The 15,337-nt window shown below is 67.4% G+C and carries 13 protein-coding genes; 6 read left to right on the top strand and 7 right to left on the bottom strand.

Annotated elements, in window-relative coordinates; genetic code table 11:
* Positions 1–178: 178 nt before the first annotated feature.
* A complete protein-coding gene (locus AC1DEM_RS20095; protein WP_476886051.1) occupies positions 179–2,662 on the bottom strand; it encodes a phosphoketolase family protein in 2,484 nt (827 codons plus the stop codon).
* A 176-nt stretch (positions 2,663–2,838) separates the two neighbouring features.
* On the opposite strand from AC1DEM_RS20095, the gene AC1DEM_RS20090 reads away from it, so the two are divergent.
* Entirely contained in the window at positions 2,839–3,438 is a 600-nt protein-coding gene (locus AC1DEM_RS20090; RefSeq protein ID WP_476886050.1) for a hypothetical protein, read from the top strand.
* Positions 3,439–3,488: 50 nt separating this feature from the next.
* Here AC1DEM_RS20090 and AC1DEM_RS20085 read toward each other — a convergent pair whose 3' ends face one another.
* Both AC1DEM_RS20085 and serS read right to left on the bottom strand, forming a co-directional pair.
* Positions 3,489–4,475, bottom strand: a complete 987-nt coding sequence (locus AC1DEM_RS20085; RefSeq protein WP_476886049.1) for an HAD family hydrolase — start codon at positions 4,473–4,475, stop codon at positions 3,489–3,491.
* A gap of 157 nt (positions 4,476–4,632) precedes the next feature.
* On the bottom strand, positions 4,633–5,913 hold the full coding sequence (gene serS / locus AC1DEM_RS20080; RefSeq protein ID WP_476886048.1) for a serine--tRNA ligase: 1,281 nt from the start codon (positions 5,911–5,913) through the stop codon (positions 4,633–4,635).
* Between the two features lie 77 nt (positions 5,914–5,990).
* On the opposite strand from serS, the gene AC1DEM_RS20075 reads away from it, so the two are divergent.
* Positions 5,991–7,079, top strand: a complete 1,089-nt coding sequence (locus tag AC1DEM_RS20075) for a diacylglycerol/lipid kinase family protein (protein WP_476886047.1) — start codon at positions 5,991–5,993, stop codon at positions 7,077–7,079.
* Here the strand turns inward: AC1DEM_RS20075 and AC1DEM_RS20070 are convergent.
* The 3 genes from AC1DEM_RS20070 to AC1DEM_RS20060 all read right to left on the bottom strand — a co-directional run bounded on the left by AC1DEM_RS20070 (position 7,076) and on the right by AC1DEM_RS20060 (position 8,719).
* Positions 7,076–7,297: a hypothetical protein gene (locus AC1DEM_RS20070; RefSeq protein ID WP_018774949.1), complete on the bottom strand. Its 222-nt coding sequence runs from the start codon at positions 7,295–7,297 to the stop codon at positions 7,076–7,078. The two genes, AC1DEM_RS20075 and AC1DEM_RS20070, sit on opposite strands and share 4 nt — an antisense overlap.
* Before the next feature lie 93 nt (positions 7,298–7,390).
* Positions 7,391–8,374 carry a prephenate dehydratase gene (pheA, locus tag AC1DEM_RS20065; RefSeq protein ID WP_476886046.1) on the bottom strand — a complete coding sequence of 328 codons (984 nt, stop codon included), beginning with the start codon at positions 8,372–8,374 and terminating at the stop codon, positions 7,391–7,393.
* An 18-nt stretch (positions 8,375–8,392) separates the two neighbouring features.
* Positions 8,393–8,719, bottom strand: a complete 327-nt coding sequence (locus AC1DEM_RS20060; protein WP_277525260.1) for a rhodanese-like domain-containing protein — start codon at positions 8,717–8,719, stop codon at positions 8,393–8,395.
* A gap of 299 nt (positions 8,720–9,018) precedes the next feature.
* Here AC1DEM_RS20060 and AC1DEM_RS20055 point away from each other — a divergent pair, with 299 nt between their 5' ends.
* From AC1DEM_RS20055 to AC1DEM_RS20040, 4 genes are all read left to right on the top strand, one after another.
* Positions 9,019–10,494 (top strand): amidase, encoded by a 1,476-nt coding sequence (locus tag AC1DEM_RS20055; protein WP_476886045.1) that lies wholly within the window; start codon positions 9,019–9,021, stop codon positions 10,492–10,494.
* 375 nt (positions 10,495–10,869) lie between these two features.
* Entirely contained in the window at positions 10,870–11,991 is a 1,122-nt protein-coding gene (locus AC1DEM_RS20050; protein ID WP_476886044.1) for an alcohol dehydrogenase catalytic domain-containing protein, read from the top strand.
* A gap of 194 nt (positions 11,992–12,185) precedes the next feature.
* Positions 12,186–13,691 carry a peptide MFS transporter gene (locus AC1DEM_RS20045; RefSeq protein WP_476886043.1) on the top strand — a complete coding sequence of 502 codons (1,506 nt, stop codon included), beginning with the start codon at positions 12,186–12,188 and terminating at the stop codon, positions 13,689–13,691.
* A gap of 4 nt (positions 13,692–13,695) precedes the next feature.
* The gene (locus tag AC1DEM_RS20040) at positions 13,696–14,550 is read left to right on the top strand and encodes a phosphotransferase (RefSeq protein WP_476886042.1); all 855 of its coding nucleotides are present in this window, start codon (positions 13,696–13,698) and stop codon (positions 14,548–14,550) included.
* 41 nt (positions 14,551–14,591) lie between these two features.
* On the opposite strand, the gene AC1DEM_RS20035 is transcribed toward AC1DEM_RS20040, so the two are convergent.
* The gene (locus AC1DEM_RS20035) at positions 14,592–15,251 is read right to left on the bottom strand and encodes a DUF4190 domain-containing protein (protein ID WP_476886041.1); all 660 of its coding nucleotides are present in this window, start codon (positions 15,249–15,251) and stop codon (positions 14,592–14,594) included.
* Between the last annotated feature and the right edge of the window lie 86 nt (positions 15,252–15,337).

Below are 15,337 nucleotides of genomic sequence, written 5' to 3'. Positions count from 1 at the left end.
CGCATATCAGTCTGACAGCGCCGTCGTTCACGACGCGCCAGCCATCCAGATCAGGCCAGGGAACGGACACAAAAGAGCGGTCCAAGACAAACCAGCCTTGGACCGCTCACCCTTGCCCTCTTGACAAAGAACTCCTACATATCAGCTGTGCCCGGCCAGGCCGTTGGGGCTACTCCATTCACAGCGACCAGTCGCGGATCTCGGCCGGGTCCTCGCCGTGCTCCCGGGTGTGGTCCCGGGCGCGCATGCGGCTGTCTTGCAGGGACTGGCGCAGCAGCGAGTGCTTCTCGGAGAGCCCGGGGACCCGGTCGATCGCATCAATTGCCAGCTGGAACCGGTCGATCCCGTTCAGCATGGCCATGTCGAAGGGGGTGGTGGTGGTGCCTTCCTCCTTGTAGCCGCGCACATGCAGGCCCTCCCGGTTGGTGCGCCGGTACGTGAGCCGGTGGATCAGCGCGGGATAGCCGTGGTAGGCGAAGATTACCGGTTTGTCCGCCGTGAAAATGCCGTCGAAGTCCCGGGACGTCAGCCCGTGCGGGTGTTCGCTGGCGTCCTGGAGACGCATGAGGTCCACTACATTGACCACCCGCACTTTCAGCCCGGGCGCCCCCTGCTTCAGGAGCTCGGCGGCGGCAACGGTTTCGACCGTGGGGACATCGCCGGCACACGCCAGGACGACGTCGGGTTCCTCACCGCTGACCTCGGAGCCGGCGAACTCCCAGATGCCCAGGCCTCGGCGGCAATGGTGTGAGGCTTCGTCCGGACCGAGCCAGGTTGGCGAGGGCTGCTTTCCGCTGACCACAATGTTGACGTAGTCGCGGGAGTCCAGGCAGTGCTCCATCACGGCCAGCAGGGTGTTGGCGTCCGGCGGCAGGTAGACCCGGATGATCTCGGCCTTCTTGTTGACGGCGTGGTCGATGAAGCCAGGGTCCTGGTGTGAAAAACCGTTGTGGTCCTGTTGCCACACATGGGAGGACAGCAGGTAGTTCAGGGAGGCCACCGGCTGGCGCCACGGCAACTGCCGGTGGACCTTGAGCCATTTGGCGTGCTGGTTGAACATCGAGTCGACAATGTGGATGAACGCCTCATAGCAGTTGAACACCCCGTGCCGGCCGGTCAGCAGGTACCCCTCCAGCCAGCCCTGGCAGAGGTGTTCACTGAGGACCTCCATCACCCGCCCTGCCCGGGCAATGTGCTCGTCCAGCGGATCAATCCTGTACTGCCAGACCTTGTCGGTGGCCTCGTAGACGTCCTGCAGCCGGTTCGACGCGGTCTCGTCGGGGCCGAAGAGCCGGAACGTGTCCGGGTTCAGGGCAATAACGTCCCGCATCCACGGTCCGAGCGTCTTCATGGGACTGATCCGTTCGACGCCGGGTTCGGCGACGTCGACGGCGTGCCGGCGGTAGTCCGGCAGGGTGAGCGGCCGCAGCAGGAGCCCGCCGTTGGCATGAGGGGTGGCGCTCATCCGCAGCGGACCGGCAGGGGCGTTCCTGGCCGTCTCCGGCACCAGGCGCCCGCGGCCGTCGAAGAGCTCCTCGGGCCGGTAGGACTCGAGCCACTTCTGCAGCTGGCTCAGGTGCTCGGGGTTCGTGCGGACCTCGTCCAGCGGGACCTGGTGGCTGCGCCAGGTTCCCTCCACCTGCTTCCCGTCCACTTTCTTGGGCCCGGTCCAGCCCTTGGGCGAACGCAGCACGATCATCGGCCACTGCGGGGCGTTGTCCTGTGGGGTGACGTCCTGCGCCGTCCCGCCGTTGCGGTGGTGCTGCTGGATGGTCCGGATCTGGGCCAGGCAGGTGTCCAGTGCAGCCGCGAAATCCCGGTGCGCAGCGGCGGTGTCCGCGGGGTCGGCCACCGTGACGAAATGGGGGACGTGCCCGTAGCCGCGCAGCAGCTGTTCCAGCTGGGCTTCGGGCATGCGGGCCAAAATCGTGGGGTTGGCGATCTTGTAGCCATTGAGGTGCAGGATGGGCAGCACGGCGCCGTCGGCAGCCGGGTCCAGGAAGTTGTGTGAATGCCAGCTGGCGGCCAGCGGCCCGGTCTCGGCCTCGCCGTCACCGATGACGACGGCGGTGATCAGCTCCGGGTTGTCGAAGACGGACCCGTACGCGTGTGCGAGGGAGTAGCCGAGTTCGCCGCCTTCGCTGATCGAGCCGGGGGTCTCAGGGGCGGCGTGGCTTGGGATGCCGCCCGGGTAGGAGAACTGCCGGAACAGCTCGGCCAGGCCGGCTTCGTCGTCGCCGACGTGGCCGTAAATCTCCGAATAGGTGCCCTCCAGCCAGGCGTTGGCGACCACTGCAGGGCCGCCATGGCCGGGGCCTGCGACGAACAGCATCTGCTGGTTGTCCCGGCGGATGGCCCGGTTCAGGTGGGCATAGACAAAATTCAGACCTGGAGTGGTCCCCCAGTGGCCAAGGAGCCGGGACTTTGTGTGTTCCGCACTGAGGGGTTCACGCAGCAGCGGATTGGACCGGAGGTAGATTTGCCCCACAGAGACATAGTTCGCCGCGCGCCACCAGCGGTCCACCAGGTCCAAGGCCGCGTTGTCCAGGGCCGCGTTGTCCAGAATCGGGCCGGCCAGGCCCGCACTGTCCAGGAGCGCACCGGCGGCCGGCGCGTCGGCCGGCGTCCGAGTGCGGGTGGTTTCATTCACGTCACTGCTCATGTCATTGCTCAGGTCGCTGCTCATGTCACTGCTCACTGGGGATCCTCGCTTGGCTTGGCCCTGCCTCGGCATATTTCGTCCATCGCAACACGTCCGGCGGACGGGACACAACTCCGGTCCACCGGCGTCGCCGGCTACTTGCCCCCCAAGTGCCAGCAGGTAGTGTGTCATCCAGAATGTTCACGCTGACCATCAATCAAACCGACAGCCGGCGCGACGGCGACCGCGTGCCGCAGCTCCTCAAGGACCTGCGGCACATTCCGGCGCGCCTCGATTTCGACCGATCCGTCGAGGACGAGGTCCAAGGGATCCTGGACTGTCCGCATCAGGCGGTGGAAGCGGCCATGATCGCCCTGCGCAGTGGCAGCTGGTACGTGGGCATTGGCGTGGGGCCGGTCAACGAACCCCTGCCGAACCAGATCAAGGACGCCTCCGGACACGGGCTGATCTATGCCCGGCGCGCTGTGGATCGACTGCGGAACGGCAAGGACCGTGTTCGGGTGGCCGTCGAGGGACCGCAGGCCGATATTGCGGCGGAGGCCGAGGCCGTCCTGCGCCTCCTGGGCCACATTGTGCACGACCGGAGCTACGCGGAATGGCGGGTGCTGGATCTGCTCACTCCGGGGGTGCGGGGCCAGCAGAAGGCAGTGGCCGAGGAACTCGGGATCACCACGCAGGCCGTGAGCAAAGCCGTGGCCCGCTCCCAGTGGAACGAGGAGCACGCGGCCCGGCCCGCTGCGGCGCGGCTCCTGAGCCTCATCCTGGACGTCCGCTAGCCGGCCCGGCCCGCCCGGTCCCGCCTTGGAACCACCCGTCCCCGCGGCGCCTAGAGCAGGCTGCGAAGCACGTGCGCGGCGCCGTCGTCGTAGACCGATTTCGTCACTTCGTCCGCGGCGGCAATCACTTCAACGGGGGCCTGGCCCATGGCCACGCCGCGACGTGCCCAGGCCAGCATCTCGATGTCGTTGCGGCCATCCCCGACGGCGACAGTGCGGTTGGCGTCAATGCCGAGCCGGTCCCGGAGCTGCTCCAAGGCGCTGGCCTTTGTGACACCGGCGGCGGCAATGTCCAGCCACGCCGTCCAGCCCACCGAATACGTCACGCCCGCGAGCCCGATGTGGCGGATCGCGGTGTTGAACTCTTCGGGGGTGTTCTCTGAGCTGAAGACCACCACGCGCACGGCGGTTGCCTCAAGCATGGTCTGGAAGTCGACGCCGACCGCTTCGACGCCGAAGCTGGCGTCCTGGAAGCGTTCGGTGGACAGGAAGTTGCCGTCCTCGTCCTCGAGCGCGTACTTGGCCGTGGGCAGCCGTTTGCGCAGGGCGCGGAGCACGGGACCTGGGTCAAACGTGGCCTTGTGGAGGATTTCGTAGCCGTCCGGCAGCCCGGAGTCGACACGCAGGATCACCCCGCCGTTGGAGCACACGGCGTAGCCGTTGTCGATCCCGATGTGTTCGATGACGGGCAACGTGGCGTTGAGGGAGCGGCCGGTGGCGATCATGACGTGGTGGCCGGCGGCCACGACGGCCTGGGCGGCCTCGCGGACAGGAACCGACATGTGCCCGTCGTGGTCCACGAGGGTGCCATCGACGTCCAGGGCGATCAGCATTTTGTCGCCGGCGCCGTTCCGGACGCTTCTGTTCCTGCCTGATTTGATCGAGGCTGATTTGATCGGGGCTGCCATGTTCTGGGCTGCCGTGTTCCGGTCTGCCGTGTTCCGGTCTGCCGCGTTGTTCTCTGTCGTCTTGCTGTCTGTCGTGTTCTGGTGTGTCCTGCGCCGGTCATCGTTGCCGGCGACTGAGGATTCAGTCATGGTTGTCATCTCACAAGTAGAGCAGACACCCCCGACAGCCGCTAGGACACACGCCACAGCAGGGCGTGAACTTGCGGTAAACACCCACACCTTGTCCCCAGTGTGAATGTTTACCCGGCGGCCGCCGGAGGCCTGCTGGTGGTTAGCGAACAGGCATTTAAAGAACGGGGAAGACCGTCATGCCGCCGAGGTACTTCTGGAGTGCCGCGGGGACGTTGACGGAGCCGTCGGGGTTCTGGTGGTGTTCCAGGATCGCGACGATCCAGCGGGTGGTGGCCAGGGTGCCGTTGAGCGTGGCCACGGCCCGCGTGCCCTTGGGCGCACCGTCCTCGTTGACAACCCGTTCCCGGATGTTCAGACGGCGCGCCTGGAACGTGGTGCAGTTCGAGGTCGAGGTCAGCTCACGGTATGCGCCCTGGGTGGGGACCCAGGCCTCACAGTCGAACTTTCGGGCCGCCGAATTGCCCAGATCCCCGGCGGCGGTGTCAATGACGCGGTACGGGAGCTCGCACTTGGCCAGCATCTCCTCTTCCCAGGCCAGGAGGCGGGCGTGCTCGGCGGCCGCCTCCTCGACCGTGGTGTAGATGAACATCTCTACCTTGTTGAACTGGTGGACGCGGATGATGCCGCGGGTGTCCTTGCCGTGCGAACCTGCCTCTCGGCGGTAGCACGAGCTCTGGCCCGCGTAGCGGACGGGGCCACCCGAAAGGTCCAGGATCTCGTCGGCGTGGTACCCGGCGAGGGCGACTTCCGAGGTGCCCACCAAGTACAGGTCATCTTCGGCGAGACGGTAGATTTCGGCGTCGTGCTTGACGTCGAAGCCGGTGCCCTGCATGGTTTCCGGGCGGACCAGGGTGGGCGTGATCATGGGGACGAACCCGGCCTCGATCGCCTGATCCATCGCCATCTGGAGCAGCGCCATTTCCAGCCGGGCGCCGACGCCGCGCAGGAAGTAGAAGCGGGAACCGGAAACTTTCGCGCCGCGTTCCATATCGATGGCTCCGATCAGCTCACCGATCTCCAGGTGGTCCTTCGGCTCGAAGTCCGGGAATTCGCGCGGCGTGCCCACCGACTTGAGAACAATGTAGTCGTCCTCGCCGCCGGCCGGGACGCCGTCCTCGATCAGGTTGGGGATGGCGCGGAGCAGTTCCTCCTGGGCCGTCTGGGCGATGTCTGCCTCGGCCGATGCGCTCTTGACTGAGGCTGCCAGAACCTTCAGTTCGGCGAGGAGGGCCTGCTTTTCCTCGCCCTTGGCCTGGGCGACTTTCTTGCCGTAGACATTCTGTTCGGCCCGGAGGTTCTCGAACCGGATCAGCGCCGCGCGCCTGGCGGCGTCCGCGGCGATGATCGCGTCCACCACGGATTCGTCGGCGCCGCGGGCGCGCTGGCTGGCACGGAACTTGTCCGGATTTTCGCTGAGGTCTTTTACGTCGATCACCAGACAAGAGTATCCAATCCGGCCACCGTCGCCAGGCAAGCAGGTCGGGGGCGCTGGCGGGATACTGTTGGATCACAATGCGCGACTGGCTGCTCTACCTCGTCATCGCTGGGGTTCTGGTTTTTGCCGCCTCCAGTTGGTGGGGGGTGCGCCGGCTGAAGGCCAAGCACACCCGCCCTGCCGTGTGGGAGGAAACCCACAGCCCTGGGGCAGGCCGCCAGAAGGTTGCCGTGGTCCTGAACCCGATCAAGGCGAGGTCAGCCGAGGCCCGGGGCCTGATTGAAGCCGCGTGCGCGGAGGCGGGCTGGCCGGCGCCGCGCGTCTTTGAAACCACCGCGGAGGACCCGGGCTTCTCGCAGGCGCGTGCGGCGCTGGACTACGGGGCCGACGTCGTCCTGGCCGGCGGCGGCGACGGTACCGTGCGCGTGGTGGCCGAGGTCCTCGCCGGGACGGACACCGCGATGGGCCTGATCCCGCTAGGCACAGGGAACCTCCTGGCCCGCAATGTGCATCTGGAGGTGAACGACCTCCCCGGCAACGTGCAGGCTTCCTTGTTCGGGCACCAGCGGTTCATCGATACGGCGCGGCTCACCCTGGAGAATTCGCGCACCGGGGAATCCGCGCAGCACACGTTCACTGTGATCGCGGGCATGGGCATGGACGCGGAGGTGGTCACTGACACCATTGACGGCCTAAAGAAGGCCGTGGGCTGGCTGGCGTATACGGAAGCCTGGGTCCGGCACCTTGCGGGGCGCCGCAAGAAGGTCTCGATAGCGCTGGATGACCAGCCCGAGCAGGCCCGGAAGATCCGCAGCGTTTTGTTCGCGAATTGCGGCCTGATCCCCGGGGGAATCGACTTCATTCCGCAGGCCATGATCGATGACGGGATGCTGGACATCGTGGTGATGAGCCCGCGCAGTGCAATCGGCTGGCTGGCCATGTCCACCAAGATCGTGCTGAAGCACAAGAAGGACCTGCCGGTCATGACGTATTACCGCTCCGGCAAGATCACCATCCGCTGCCCCGAACCTATGCCCACCCAGGTCGACGGCGATCCTTCCGGCGAGGCCACGAAGGTCATCGTGGATGTGGCCCCGGGATCCCTGCTGGTCCGGGTCAAGGGCATCGAAGGCGGCCAGGCCGGCGGCGTCGGGAGCGGGGGCTAGGCGCTGGCGGCCTTCTTCGCCTCTGCCGCCTTTTTTGCCTCTGCCGCGGCCTTGGCGGCCCGGGCTTCGGACTGCTCCCGGATCATTGCCTGTTCCTCTTCGAAGCGCAGGCGGTCCGCGCGGTCGGCGTCGTCGCCGTCCCAGTCCTGGTTCTCAGCAGTCGGCTTGGGATTGACGATCATTCCCTGGCCGTCATTTTCTGTGCTGGTGCCTGACATGACCCGCTCCTCCCGTAGGGGATTTCCCCAATATGGATCAGGCAAGCATACGCACAGTTGGGAGGGGGCGGAATAGCGCCATATGGCATTTGCCTACGCTCTGGGCGAAGCCCCAGGGGTATATTCCGCCACAGCAGATGCGCCGCCCAGTATGTCTTTCACCCACGCATGCGCCGCGCGGAATGCCTGGTCAGAGGTGTGCGGCGCAACTTTGGTCTGGTGGCCGTCAGCGCGCTGGTAGGAACCGAGAAAGCGGGTGGCCGGGCTGATCCGGTGCAGGCCCGCGAGCGCATCGGCAACCCGGGCGTCGGCCACGTGGCCGTCGGCATCAATGCTGAAAAAGTAGTGGCCCAGGTACTGCCCGGTCGGCCGGGATTCGATCCGGCTCAGGTTCACGCCGCGGGTGGCGAACTGGTCCAGGATCTCCATCAGCGCACCCGGACGGTCCTCGGGCAGCGGTACCACCACGGTGGTCTTGTCCGCGCCGGTGGGGGCCGGCAGTTCGCCCGGTCGGCCCACGAGCACGAACCGGGTGACCGCACCGGGGTTGTCACCGATGTTTTCGGCCAACACCTTCAGGCCGGGTTGCTCCGCGGCCACTATTGGGGCGCAGATCGCGGCGTCGTAGTGGGCGCCGTCGCCGTCCAAAAGGCCCATGGCGGCAGCGGCAGTCGATGACCCGGGGATATATTCCACATTGGGAATATTGACGTCCACCCAGAGTCGGCACTGGGCCCAGGCATGACCGTGAGTGGAGACGCGCCGGATGTCCCCGATGGCCACGCCGGGCCGGGCGACAAGCACGAAGCTGATGGGCACCAGGGCCTCCCGGAGGATCCTGAGTTCCTGGCCGGTGGCGATGGCGTCCAGAGTGGCCGTGACACCGCCCTCGACCGAGTTTTCGATCGGCACCATGGCCGCGTAGGCGGAACCGTCCCGCACCTTGTCCAGAGCCGTATTCACATTCGAGGACGGGATGCGGATGGCCTCCGCGGCGTCCGGGACCTGCATCAGGGCAGCCTCGGTGAAGGTGCCCTCGGGTCCGAGGAATGTGTAGGTGACGGTTGGTGCGGGCATCGGTTCTTCCTTCTTCAGCTACAAAACGACCGGTTTGAGGCCGTTGTCCGACACCAGCGGCATGCCGGTCTCGACCCACTGGTCCATGCCACCCGCAACATTCACCGCGGAATATCCCATTCCGACGAGCCACTGCGTGGCCCGGAAGGAACGGCCGCCGGTGCGGCAAATGACATAGAGGTCCTCGTCCGGGTCAAGCTCCTCGATCCGGGCCGGCAGCTGGTCCATGGGTATGTGCAGGGCGCCCTCGGCGTGGCCCGCAACCCATTCATAGTCCTCGCGGACGTCCACGATCTTGGCACCATCGGGGATGCCAGACACGCTAACGGTCTGGAAGTCGCTCATGTTCACCCTTTCCGCAGAATTCAAGCTCCGATCCCAGCGTATCCCCCGCCGCTTCAAGCACGCCCACACGGGCGGCAGGTTACGCTTCTGGGGACCCAAAGGAGGCCTCATGGCTGCCGAATACCCCGCCGAGCACCCCGCGGTTCGGCCCGTCCGCGGCCCCCGCCACGGGGCATGCCCTCCCCCGGCCGCGAGCGCTGGGCATGATGCCATTGTGTCCTTCCGCGGGACCCAAGAATGGGCATGTCCCCCGGGGATGCACGTCCCGCAGCCCAGGGTACGGCTGGAGCCCTGCCTCCTTGGCTGAGATCCACGAACTCTCCGCAGTCCAGCTCCGCGATGCGCTCAGGTCCGGGGAGCTGTCCGCCAGGCAGGCCACCGATCACTTCCTGGACCGAATCGAAGCCCAAAACCCGCACCTCGGGGCCTTCATCACGGTCACCGCGGAACAGGCACGGAAGGACGCGGCGGCAGCGGACCAGCTCCACGCCCTCCGGAGCCGAAACGGCGGCGCCTTGCCCGCGCTGCATGGGATACCGGTCGCCTTCAAGGACCTGACGGATGTGGCAGGGGTGGTCACCACGCATGGGAGTGCCGCCCTGGAGCGCAAACCGGCGGTGGCCGACGGTGCGCTCCCCGTCGCGCTCAAGACTGCTGGGGTCATCTCGCTGGGCAAGACGCAGGTCCCGGAGTTCGGCCTGACGGCCTACAGCGAGAACCGGGTCGCTCCGCCGTCGCGTAATCCGCATGCACTCAGCCGCAGTTCTGGCGGCTCCTCTGGCGGCAGCGCTGCCGCCGTGGCGGCGGGAATGGTGCCGTTCGCCCCCGGGTCCGACGGCGGCGGCTCCGTACGGATCCCGGCCGCGGCGTGCGGGCTGGTCGGGCTGAAGCCCGGCCGGGGCCTCGTGCCGGCCGGGGAAAGCACCGGCGATCCCGCCCAGCTCGTGGTTGCCGGACCGCTCGCCCGCTCCGCCGCCGATGCCGCCCTGCTGCTCGATGCCTTGATACCCGGCGCGGCCCCTCGCGGTGCGGATCACGTAAGTGCGGACGGTCCGGCATCGGCCGGCGGGGCGCACGCCAGCTATCTCGAACTGACCGCCAGGGAGCCGCGTCGGCTGCGGATCGGGATAAGCCTCGACAGCCCCTGGGAATCGACGTTCCCGTTCATCCCGGACCGGGAGGCGCTCGACGCACTGGCCGACGGCGTCGCGCGACTTGAGGCGGCGGCCCACGAGACCTCGGCGGCCGCGATTCGCTACGACAACCGCTACCCGGACGCCTTCACCACAGCCTGGACCGCCGGGATTGGCAGCGCCCGAATCTCACCCCAGCGCGAGGCGCTCCTCACCCCACTGACCAGGACTTTCCGCAAGCGAGCGCAGCAGCGCAGCGCGGCCAACCTGAACGAATCCGTCGGATTCCTCCGGCAGTTCCAGCAGGACACGATCGCCCAGTACGCCCAATGGGACCTCATACTGACGCCGGCCCTGGCGCAAACGCCCCGCCCCGTGGGCTGGTTCACGGGCGCGACCCACGGCGGGGGCTACTGGCCGGCCGCAGAGTGGGCGGGCGACGCCGACGACGATTACCGCAAACAGTGCGAATACGCGCCGTGGTCGTCCATGGTGAACGTCTGCGGGCTGCCGGCCATCAGTATCCCGGTGCACTGGACCGGCGGCGCCCCCGGTTCGGGCCTGCCGATGGGTATCCAGCTGATCGGGCCAATGGGCTCCGAAGGTTTGCTGCTGCAGGTGGCCGCCCAGCTGGGATTCTAGCCAGGGATCCGCCGCTCACCCGGGGGACATGCCCATGCCTCACTCACGGCACGGCACATGCTCGGAGCGCAGGCCAAGCACGGGAGATGTCCGGTGCTCACCGGGGGCATGCCCATTTCTCACACCGCACCCAGGACATGGCCAGCGCTCGCTCGGGACATGCCCACCCGCTGCCACGGCCGCTGGACGTAATGCCATGATGTCCACCCGCGGGCGCCAAGAATGAGCATGTCCCCCGGTCTGGGCCCAGAAAACCCAACCGCCCGGTCACTCCGCCCGGCGTGAGCGCGGCCGCCGTCGGGCGCCCCAAATGGACGCTGGCTGCACCGGCGGCTATCGTTCACTCAAACCCGACCAGGTCGCGAAAGAGGATCATTGAAGATCACCGGTGCAGTACTTGAGGAAATCGGCCGCCCGCGCCCCTTCGCGGAATCCAGGCCCATCAGCATCTCCGAGCTGGAACTCGCGGCTCCCGGCCCCACCGAGATCCTCGTCCGGATGGAGGCCGCCGGAATCTGCCACTCGGACCTGAGCGTCGTCGACGGCAACCGGGTCCGGCCGGTCCCCATGCTGCTGGGCCACGAAGCGGCGGGCCGGATTGTGGAGGTCGGGTCCGGCGTCACGGACCTGGAGCCCGGACAGCGCGTGGTCATGTCCTTCCTGCCCCGGTGCGAGAGCTGCGCGAACTGCGCCGAGGACGGCCGGCTGCCCTGCACGGCAGGCTCGCAGAGCAACAACGACGGAACCCTGCTGCACGGATCCAGGCACCTGAGCCGCGACGGCGAGCGCGTCCACCACCATCTGGGCGTCTCAGGCTTCGCCACCCACGCCGTGGTGGACCGCGCTTCCGCGGTCCCGGTAGACGACGACATCCCCGCAGACATTGCGGCGGTTCTGGGCTGCGCCGTGCTGACCGGCGGCGGCGCGGTGCTGAACGCGGCCCGGCCCCGCCCGCAGGACAGCCTCATGGTCGTCGGCCTCGGCGGGGTGGGCATGGCGGCGCTCATCACAGCCGTCTCGCAAGGAATCTCGCGGATCATCGCCGTGGACACGCTGGATCAGAAACTCGAACACGCCCGCCGCCTCGGCGCGCACGAAACGTACACCCCGCAGCAGGTCCTCGACGCCGGAGTCAAGGCCAGGTTCGTGATCGAATGTGCCGGGAATCCGCGCGCCTTCGAGACCGCGTTTGCCGCCACCTCCCCCGGCGGCACCACAGTCACCGCCGGGCTGCCCTCCCCCGAGGCCCGCGTCCAGCTGGCGCCGCTCACCATTACGGCCGAAGCCAGGACGATCGTGGGCAGCTACCTCGGCTCCGCCGTTCCGTCGCGGGACATCCCGAAATACGCCCAGTTGTGGCGGGACGGGAAGCTGCCCGTCGAGGAGCTGATCTCGGACCGCATCGCCCTGGCCGACATCAACCGGGCCATGGACCAGCTGGCAGACGGCCACGCCATCCGGCAGATCATCATGTTCGACGCCGGCGAGACCGTCTAGGAGCCGCCGGCGACCCGATCGGCGGCGTCGGCGGCGATGCCCGGGGGAACGCCTAGGACACGGCCGCCCCGCCCAACACGACCCGCGGAATCCGCCGAAAGAGAGGCGAAAGAGAGGCAAAACACTATCCGGGTTGCTTGCCTCGGGCGTGCCCGAATGTGACAATCGCGCGTCACAATGTCACCATTAAGTAAATGAGCACAACTCATTTATCCAATCCCCCCGCTATAACGCCGGGCGATCCCTCGTTACGTCCCCCCACTAAAGCGCCGGGCGACACCTCGTTTTTTGGCCACCCAAAGATGCTGGCCAGCCTTTTCTCCGTGGAAATGTGGGAGCGCTTCTCCTTCTACGGAATGCAGGGGATCCTCCTCTACTACATGTACTTCACGGCCGCCCAGGGTGGCCTTGAGATTCCGCAAGCCTTGGCGGCCGGCCTCGTCGGCGCCTACGGTGGCGGCGTCTACCTCTCCACCATCCTCGGCGCCTGGCTCGCGGACCGGCTCTTCGGGTCCGAGCGGGTGCTGTTCGGCGCGGCCGTCCTGATCATGGCCGGCCACGTCGGGCTGGCACTCGTGCCCGGCATACCCGGCCTGATCGCCGGACTCGTGCTGGTGGGCGTCGGCTCCGGCGGCCTGAAGGCCAACGCCACCGCCCTCGTCGGCAGCCTGTACGGCGAGAAGGACGAACGCCGCGACGCCGGGTTCTCCATCTTCTACATGGGCATCAACGCCGGTGCACTGATCGGCCCGCTGGTCACCGGCTGGCTGCAGGAAAGCCAGGGCTTCCACTGGGGCTTCGGCGCCGCCGCAGTCGGCATGGCCATTGGCCTGGTCATCTACTCGCTGGGCCGCAAGAAGCTGCCCGAAGAAGCACACCGGGTACCGAACCCGCTCCCAGCCGCCCAGCGCACCCGCTACGGCCTCGTCTTCGCCGGCATCGCCGTGATCATCGCCGTCCTGCTCGTGACCGGCACCGTGAACCCCGAAAACCTGGCCATGTCCATGGCCTACGCCGCAATCGGCGCGTCGGTGCTGTACTTCGCCCTGATTTTCAGCAGCAAGAAGGTCACCCCCACCGAGCGCGGACGGGTGGCGGCGTTCATCCCGCTGTACATCGCCTCTGCCGCGTTCTGGGCCCTGTTCCAGCAGCAGTTCACCTTCATTGCCGTGTACTCGGAGGAGAAGCTGGACCGGAACCTCTTCGGCTGGGAAATGCCGGCCGCCTGGGTCCAGTCCATTAACCCGGTGTTCATCATCATCTTTGCCGGCATCATGGCCGCCCTGTGGACCCGGCTGGGCCGCAAGCAGCCCGGTTCGGCCCTGAAGTTCTCGATCGGCCTCTTCGTGATGGGCCTTGCTTTCCTGGCCTTCATCCCGCTGGCCGGCGGCGGCAAGACACCGCTGCTGGCTCTGGTTGGAATCCTGCTTCTGTTCACCCTCGCAGAGCTGTTCCTCTCCCCCATCGGCCTGTCTGTGACCACCAAACTGGCGCCCAAGGCCTTCCACACACAGATGGTGGCACTGTTCTTCCTCTCCGTGTCGCTGGGCACCACCCTGGCCGGCATCCTGTCCGGCCTGTACAACCCGCAGGACGAGCTGCCCTACTTCATCGGCATCGGCGGAACCGCGATGCTGCTGGCTGTGGGCCTGGCGGTCGCCTCGCCGGCGATCAAGAAGCTCATGGGCGGCGTACGCTGACCCGATGAATCCCGCACATCGCGTCCCGGTTGCTTCGCGCGTCTACACCCCCGCCCCCGGCGAGGCGTCCGACGTCGAACATATGCCGGCAGGCGATGTCACCCACGGTGTGGTGCGGGTTGGCGGAACCATCCGCCGCCCGCACCAGCCGCAATCATTTGCTGTGGGCGAATACCTCGACTGGCTGGTCGACGCCGGCTTTGAGGGCTCCCCGCGGTTCCTTGGCCGCGACGTACAGGGCCGGGATGTCCTGACCTTCGTGCCGGGACAATGCGCAGGGGCCCGCCCCGAAGCCTGGGCACAGTCCGAGGACCTGTTGGTCTCCGTGGCCCGCCTGGTCCGGCGGCTGCACACCGCGTCGGCGGGCTTCGTGCCGCAGGCCCACCCGTTCCCGCCGCGGCCGGTCAGGCCCAACCCCACCGACGCCGCCGGGCTTATTTGCCATCTGGACATCACACCGCAGAACGTCGTGGTCCGGGACGGCCTGGCCGCGGGTCTGGTGGATTTCGATCTCGCCGGACCCGCCACGGCATTCCACGATTCGCTCAATACCGCCATGCACTGGGTGCCGCTCCGCGACCCCTCAGACGCCTGGCCGGGCTGGGCACACCTGGACCCGTTCCACCGGCTGCGCGTCTTCGCCGACGCCTACGGCTGGACCGAGGATGAACGACGCCGGGTGCCCGGCGCCGGGACCGACGCCGCCGCGCTCAGCTACGAGCGGATGCGGCACAACGCCGCGGCTCTGGGCGGCGGCTGGGCCCGGATGTGGCAGGACGGCGTGGGCGGCCACATCAACCGCCGGCGCGCTTGGTTTGAGGCCAATGCCGGACCCCTTGTGGCCGCGCTGACACGCTGAGCCGGCGCGGCCCTCAGCCCTCAGCCCTCAGCAGGGCAAGGCTAGACGCCGTATCCGTTGTTGCGGGCGGCGGTTCCGATGACCAGCCCGAATATGACCAGAACCAGGATGGTGACGGCGATGCCCACGTACCCCATCACGAGGCCTGCGATCGCCATGCCCCGGCCTGCGGGTTCGCGCCGCAGGGCCAGGTGTCCCAGGATGACGGCGGCCAGCTGCGGGAGCAGGAAGAATCCGAATCCCACCAGCGCGGCGATGCCGCAGCACATGCTGGCGATGCTCAGGCTCTTGGGCGCCGCCGGCGCGCCGTAGTACGCGGGCTGGCCGTAGGCGTTGGGGCTGCCCGGCTGAGCGTACGGCGACGGTTGGCCGTACGGCGACGCCGGCTGGCCGTACGCCTGCTGGCCGTATGCCTGCTGGCCCGGCGAGTATGGCGTCCGATCGTTTTCGCCGTAGATCGGCGGGTACGGGCTTGAGAACTGGCCATGGTCTGGTGCCGTCTGGCCAGGCCCCTGCTGGCCCGCGTGGGGCTGCTGGGGCGACTCAGGCTGCGCGAACTGCTGCGTCGCCGATTGTCCTTGGTCCTGGCCGGCTGGCGGCGCCTGCTCTGGCGGAACGTCCGGTTGGTTGTCCGGGAGTCGCAGGGTGGGCTGGTAACCCTCCGGAGTCTCGTCTTTGCCTTGTTTTGGCTGTTCAGTCATGGCCTGTCCCCTCACGAAGTCTCTGGATCCAGCGTACCGCCGCAGGGTTGGCTTGCGACCGGGCCGTTCGGCGCGTTTTCTTTCGT

It is taken from the genome of Arthrobacter sp. 05T420 (genome assembly GCF_056396305.1).
This window is presented reverse-complemented; position numbering and strand designations above follow the sequence as displayed.

Coding starts and splice junctions, on each gene's coding strand:
- AC1DEM_RS20095 (WP_476886051.1), bottom strand. CDS start 2,662: ATGAGCAGTGACGTGAATGAAACCACCCGCACTCGGACGCCGGCCGAC.
- AC1DEM_RS20060 (WP_277525260.1), bottom strand. CDS start 8,719: ATGAGCGACTTCCAGACCGTTAGCGTGTCTGGCATCCCCGATGGTGCC.
- pheA (WP_476886046.1), bottom strand. CDS start 8,374: ATGCCCGCACCAACCGTCACCTACACATTCCTCGGACCCGAGGGCACC.
- AC1DEM_RS20045 (WP_476886043.1), top strand. CDS start 12,186: ATGAGCACAACTCATTTATCCAATCCCCCCGCTATAACGCCGGGCGAT.
- AC1DEM_RS20040 (WP_476886042.1), top strand. CDS start 13,696: ATGAATCCCGCACATCGCGTCCCGGTTGCTTCGCGCGTCTACACCCCC.
- AC1DEM_RS20035 (WP_476886041.1), bottom strand. CDS start 15,251: ATGACTGAACAGCCAAAACAAGGCAAAGACGAGACTCCGGAGGGTTAC.
- AC1DEM_RS20075 (WP_476886047.1), top strand. CDS start 5,991: ATGCGCGACTGGCTGCTCTACCTCGTCATCGCTGGGGTTCTGGTTTTT.
- AC1DEM_RS20085 (WP_476886049.1), bottom strand. CDS start 4,475: ATGACTGAATCCTCAGTCGCCGGCAACGATGACCGGCGCAGGACACAC.
- AC1DEM_RS20070 (WP_018774949.1), bottom strand. CDS start 7,297: ATGTCAGGCACCAGCACAGAAAATGACGGCCAGGGAATGATCGTCAAT.
- AC1DEM_RS20090 (WP_476886050.1), top strand. CDS start 2,839: ATGTTCACGCTGACCATCAATCAAACCGACAGCCGGCGCGACGGCGAC.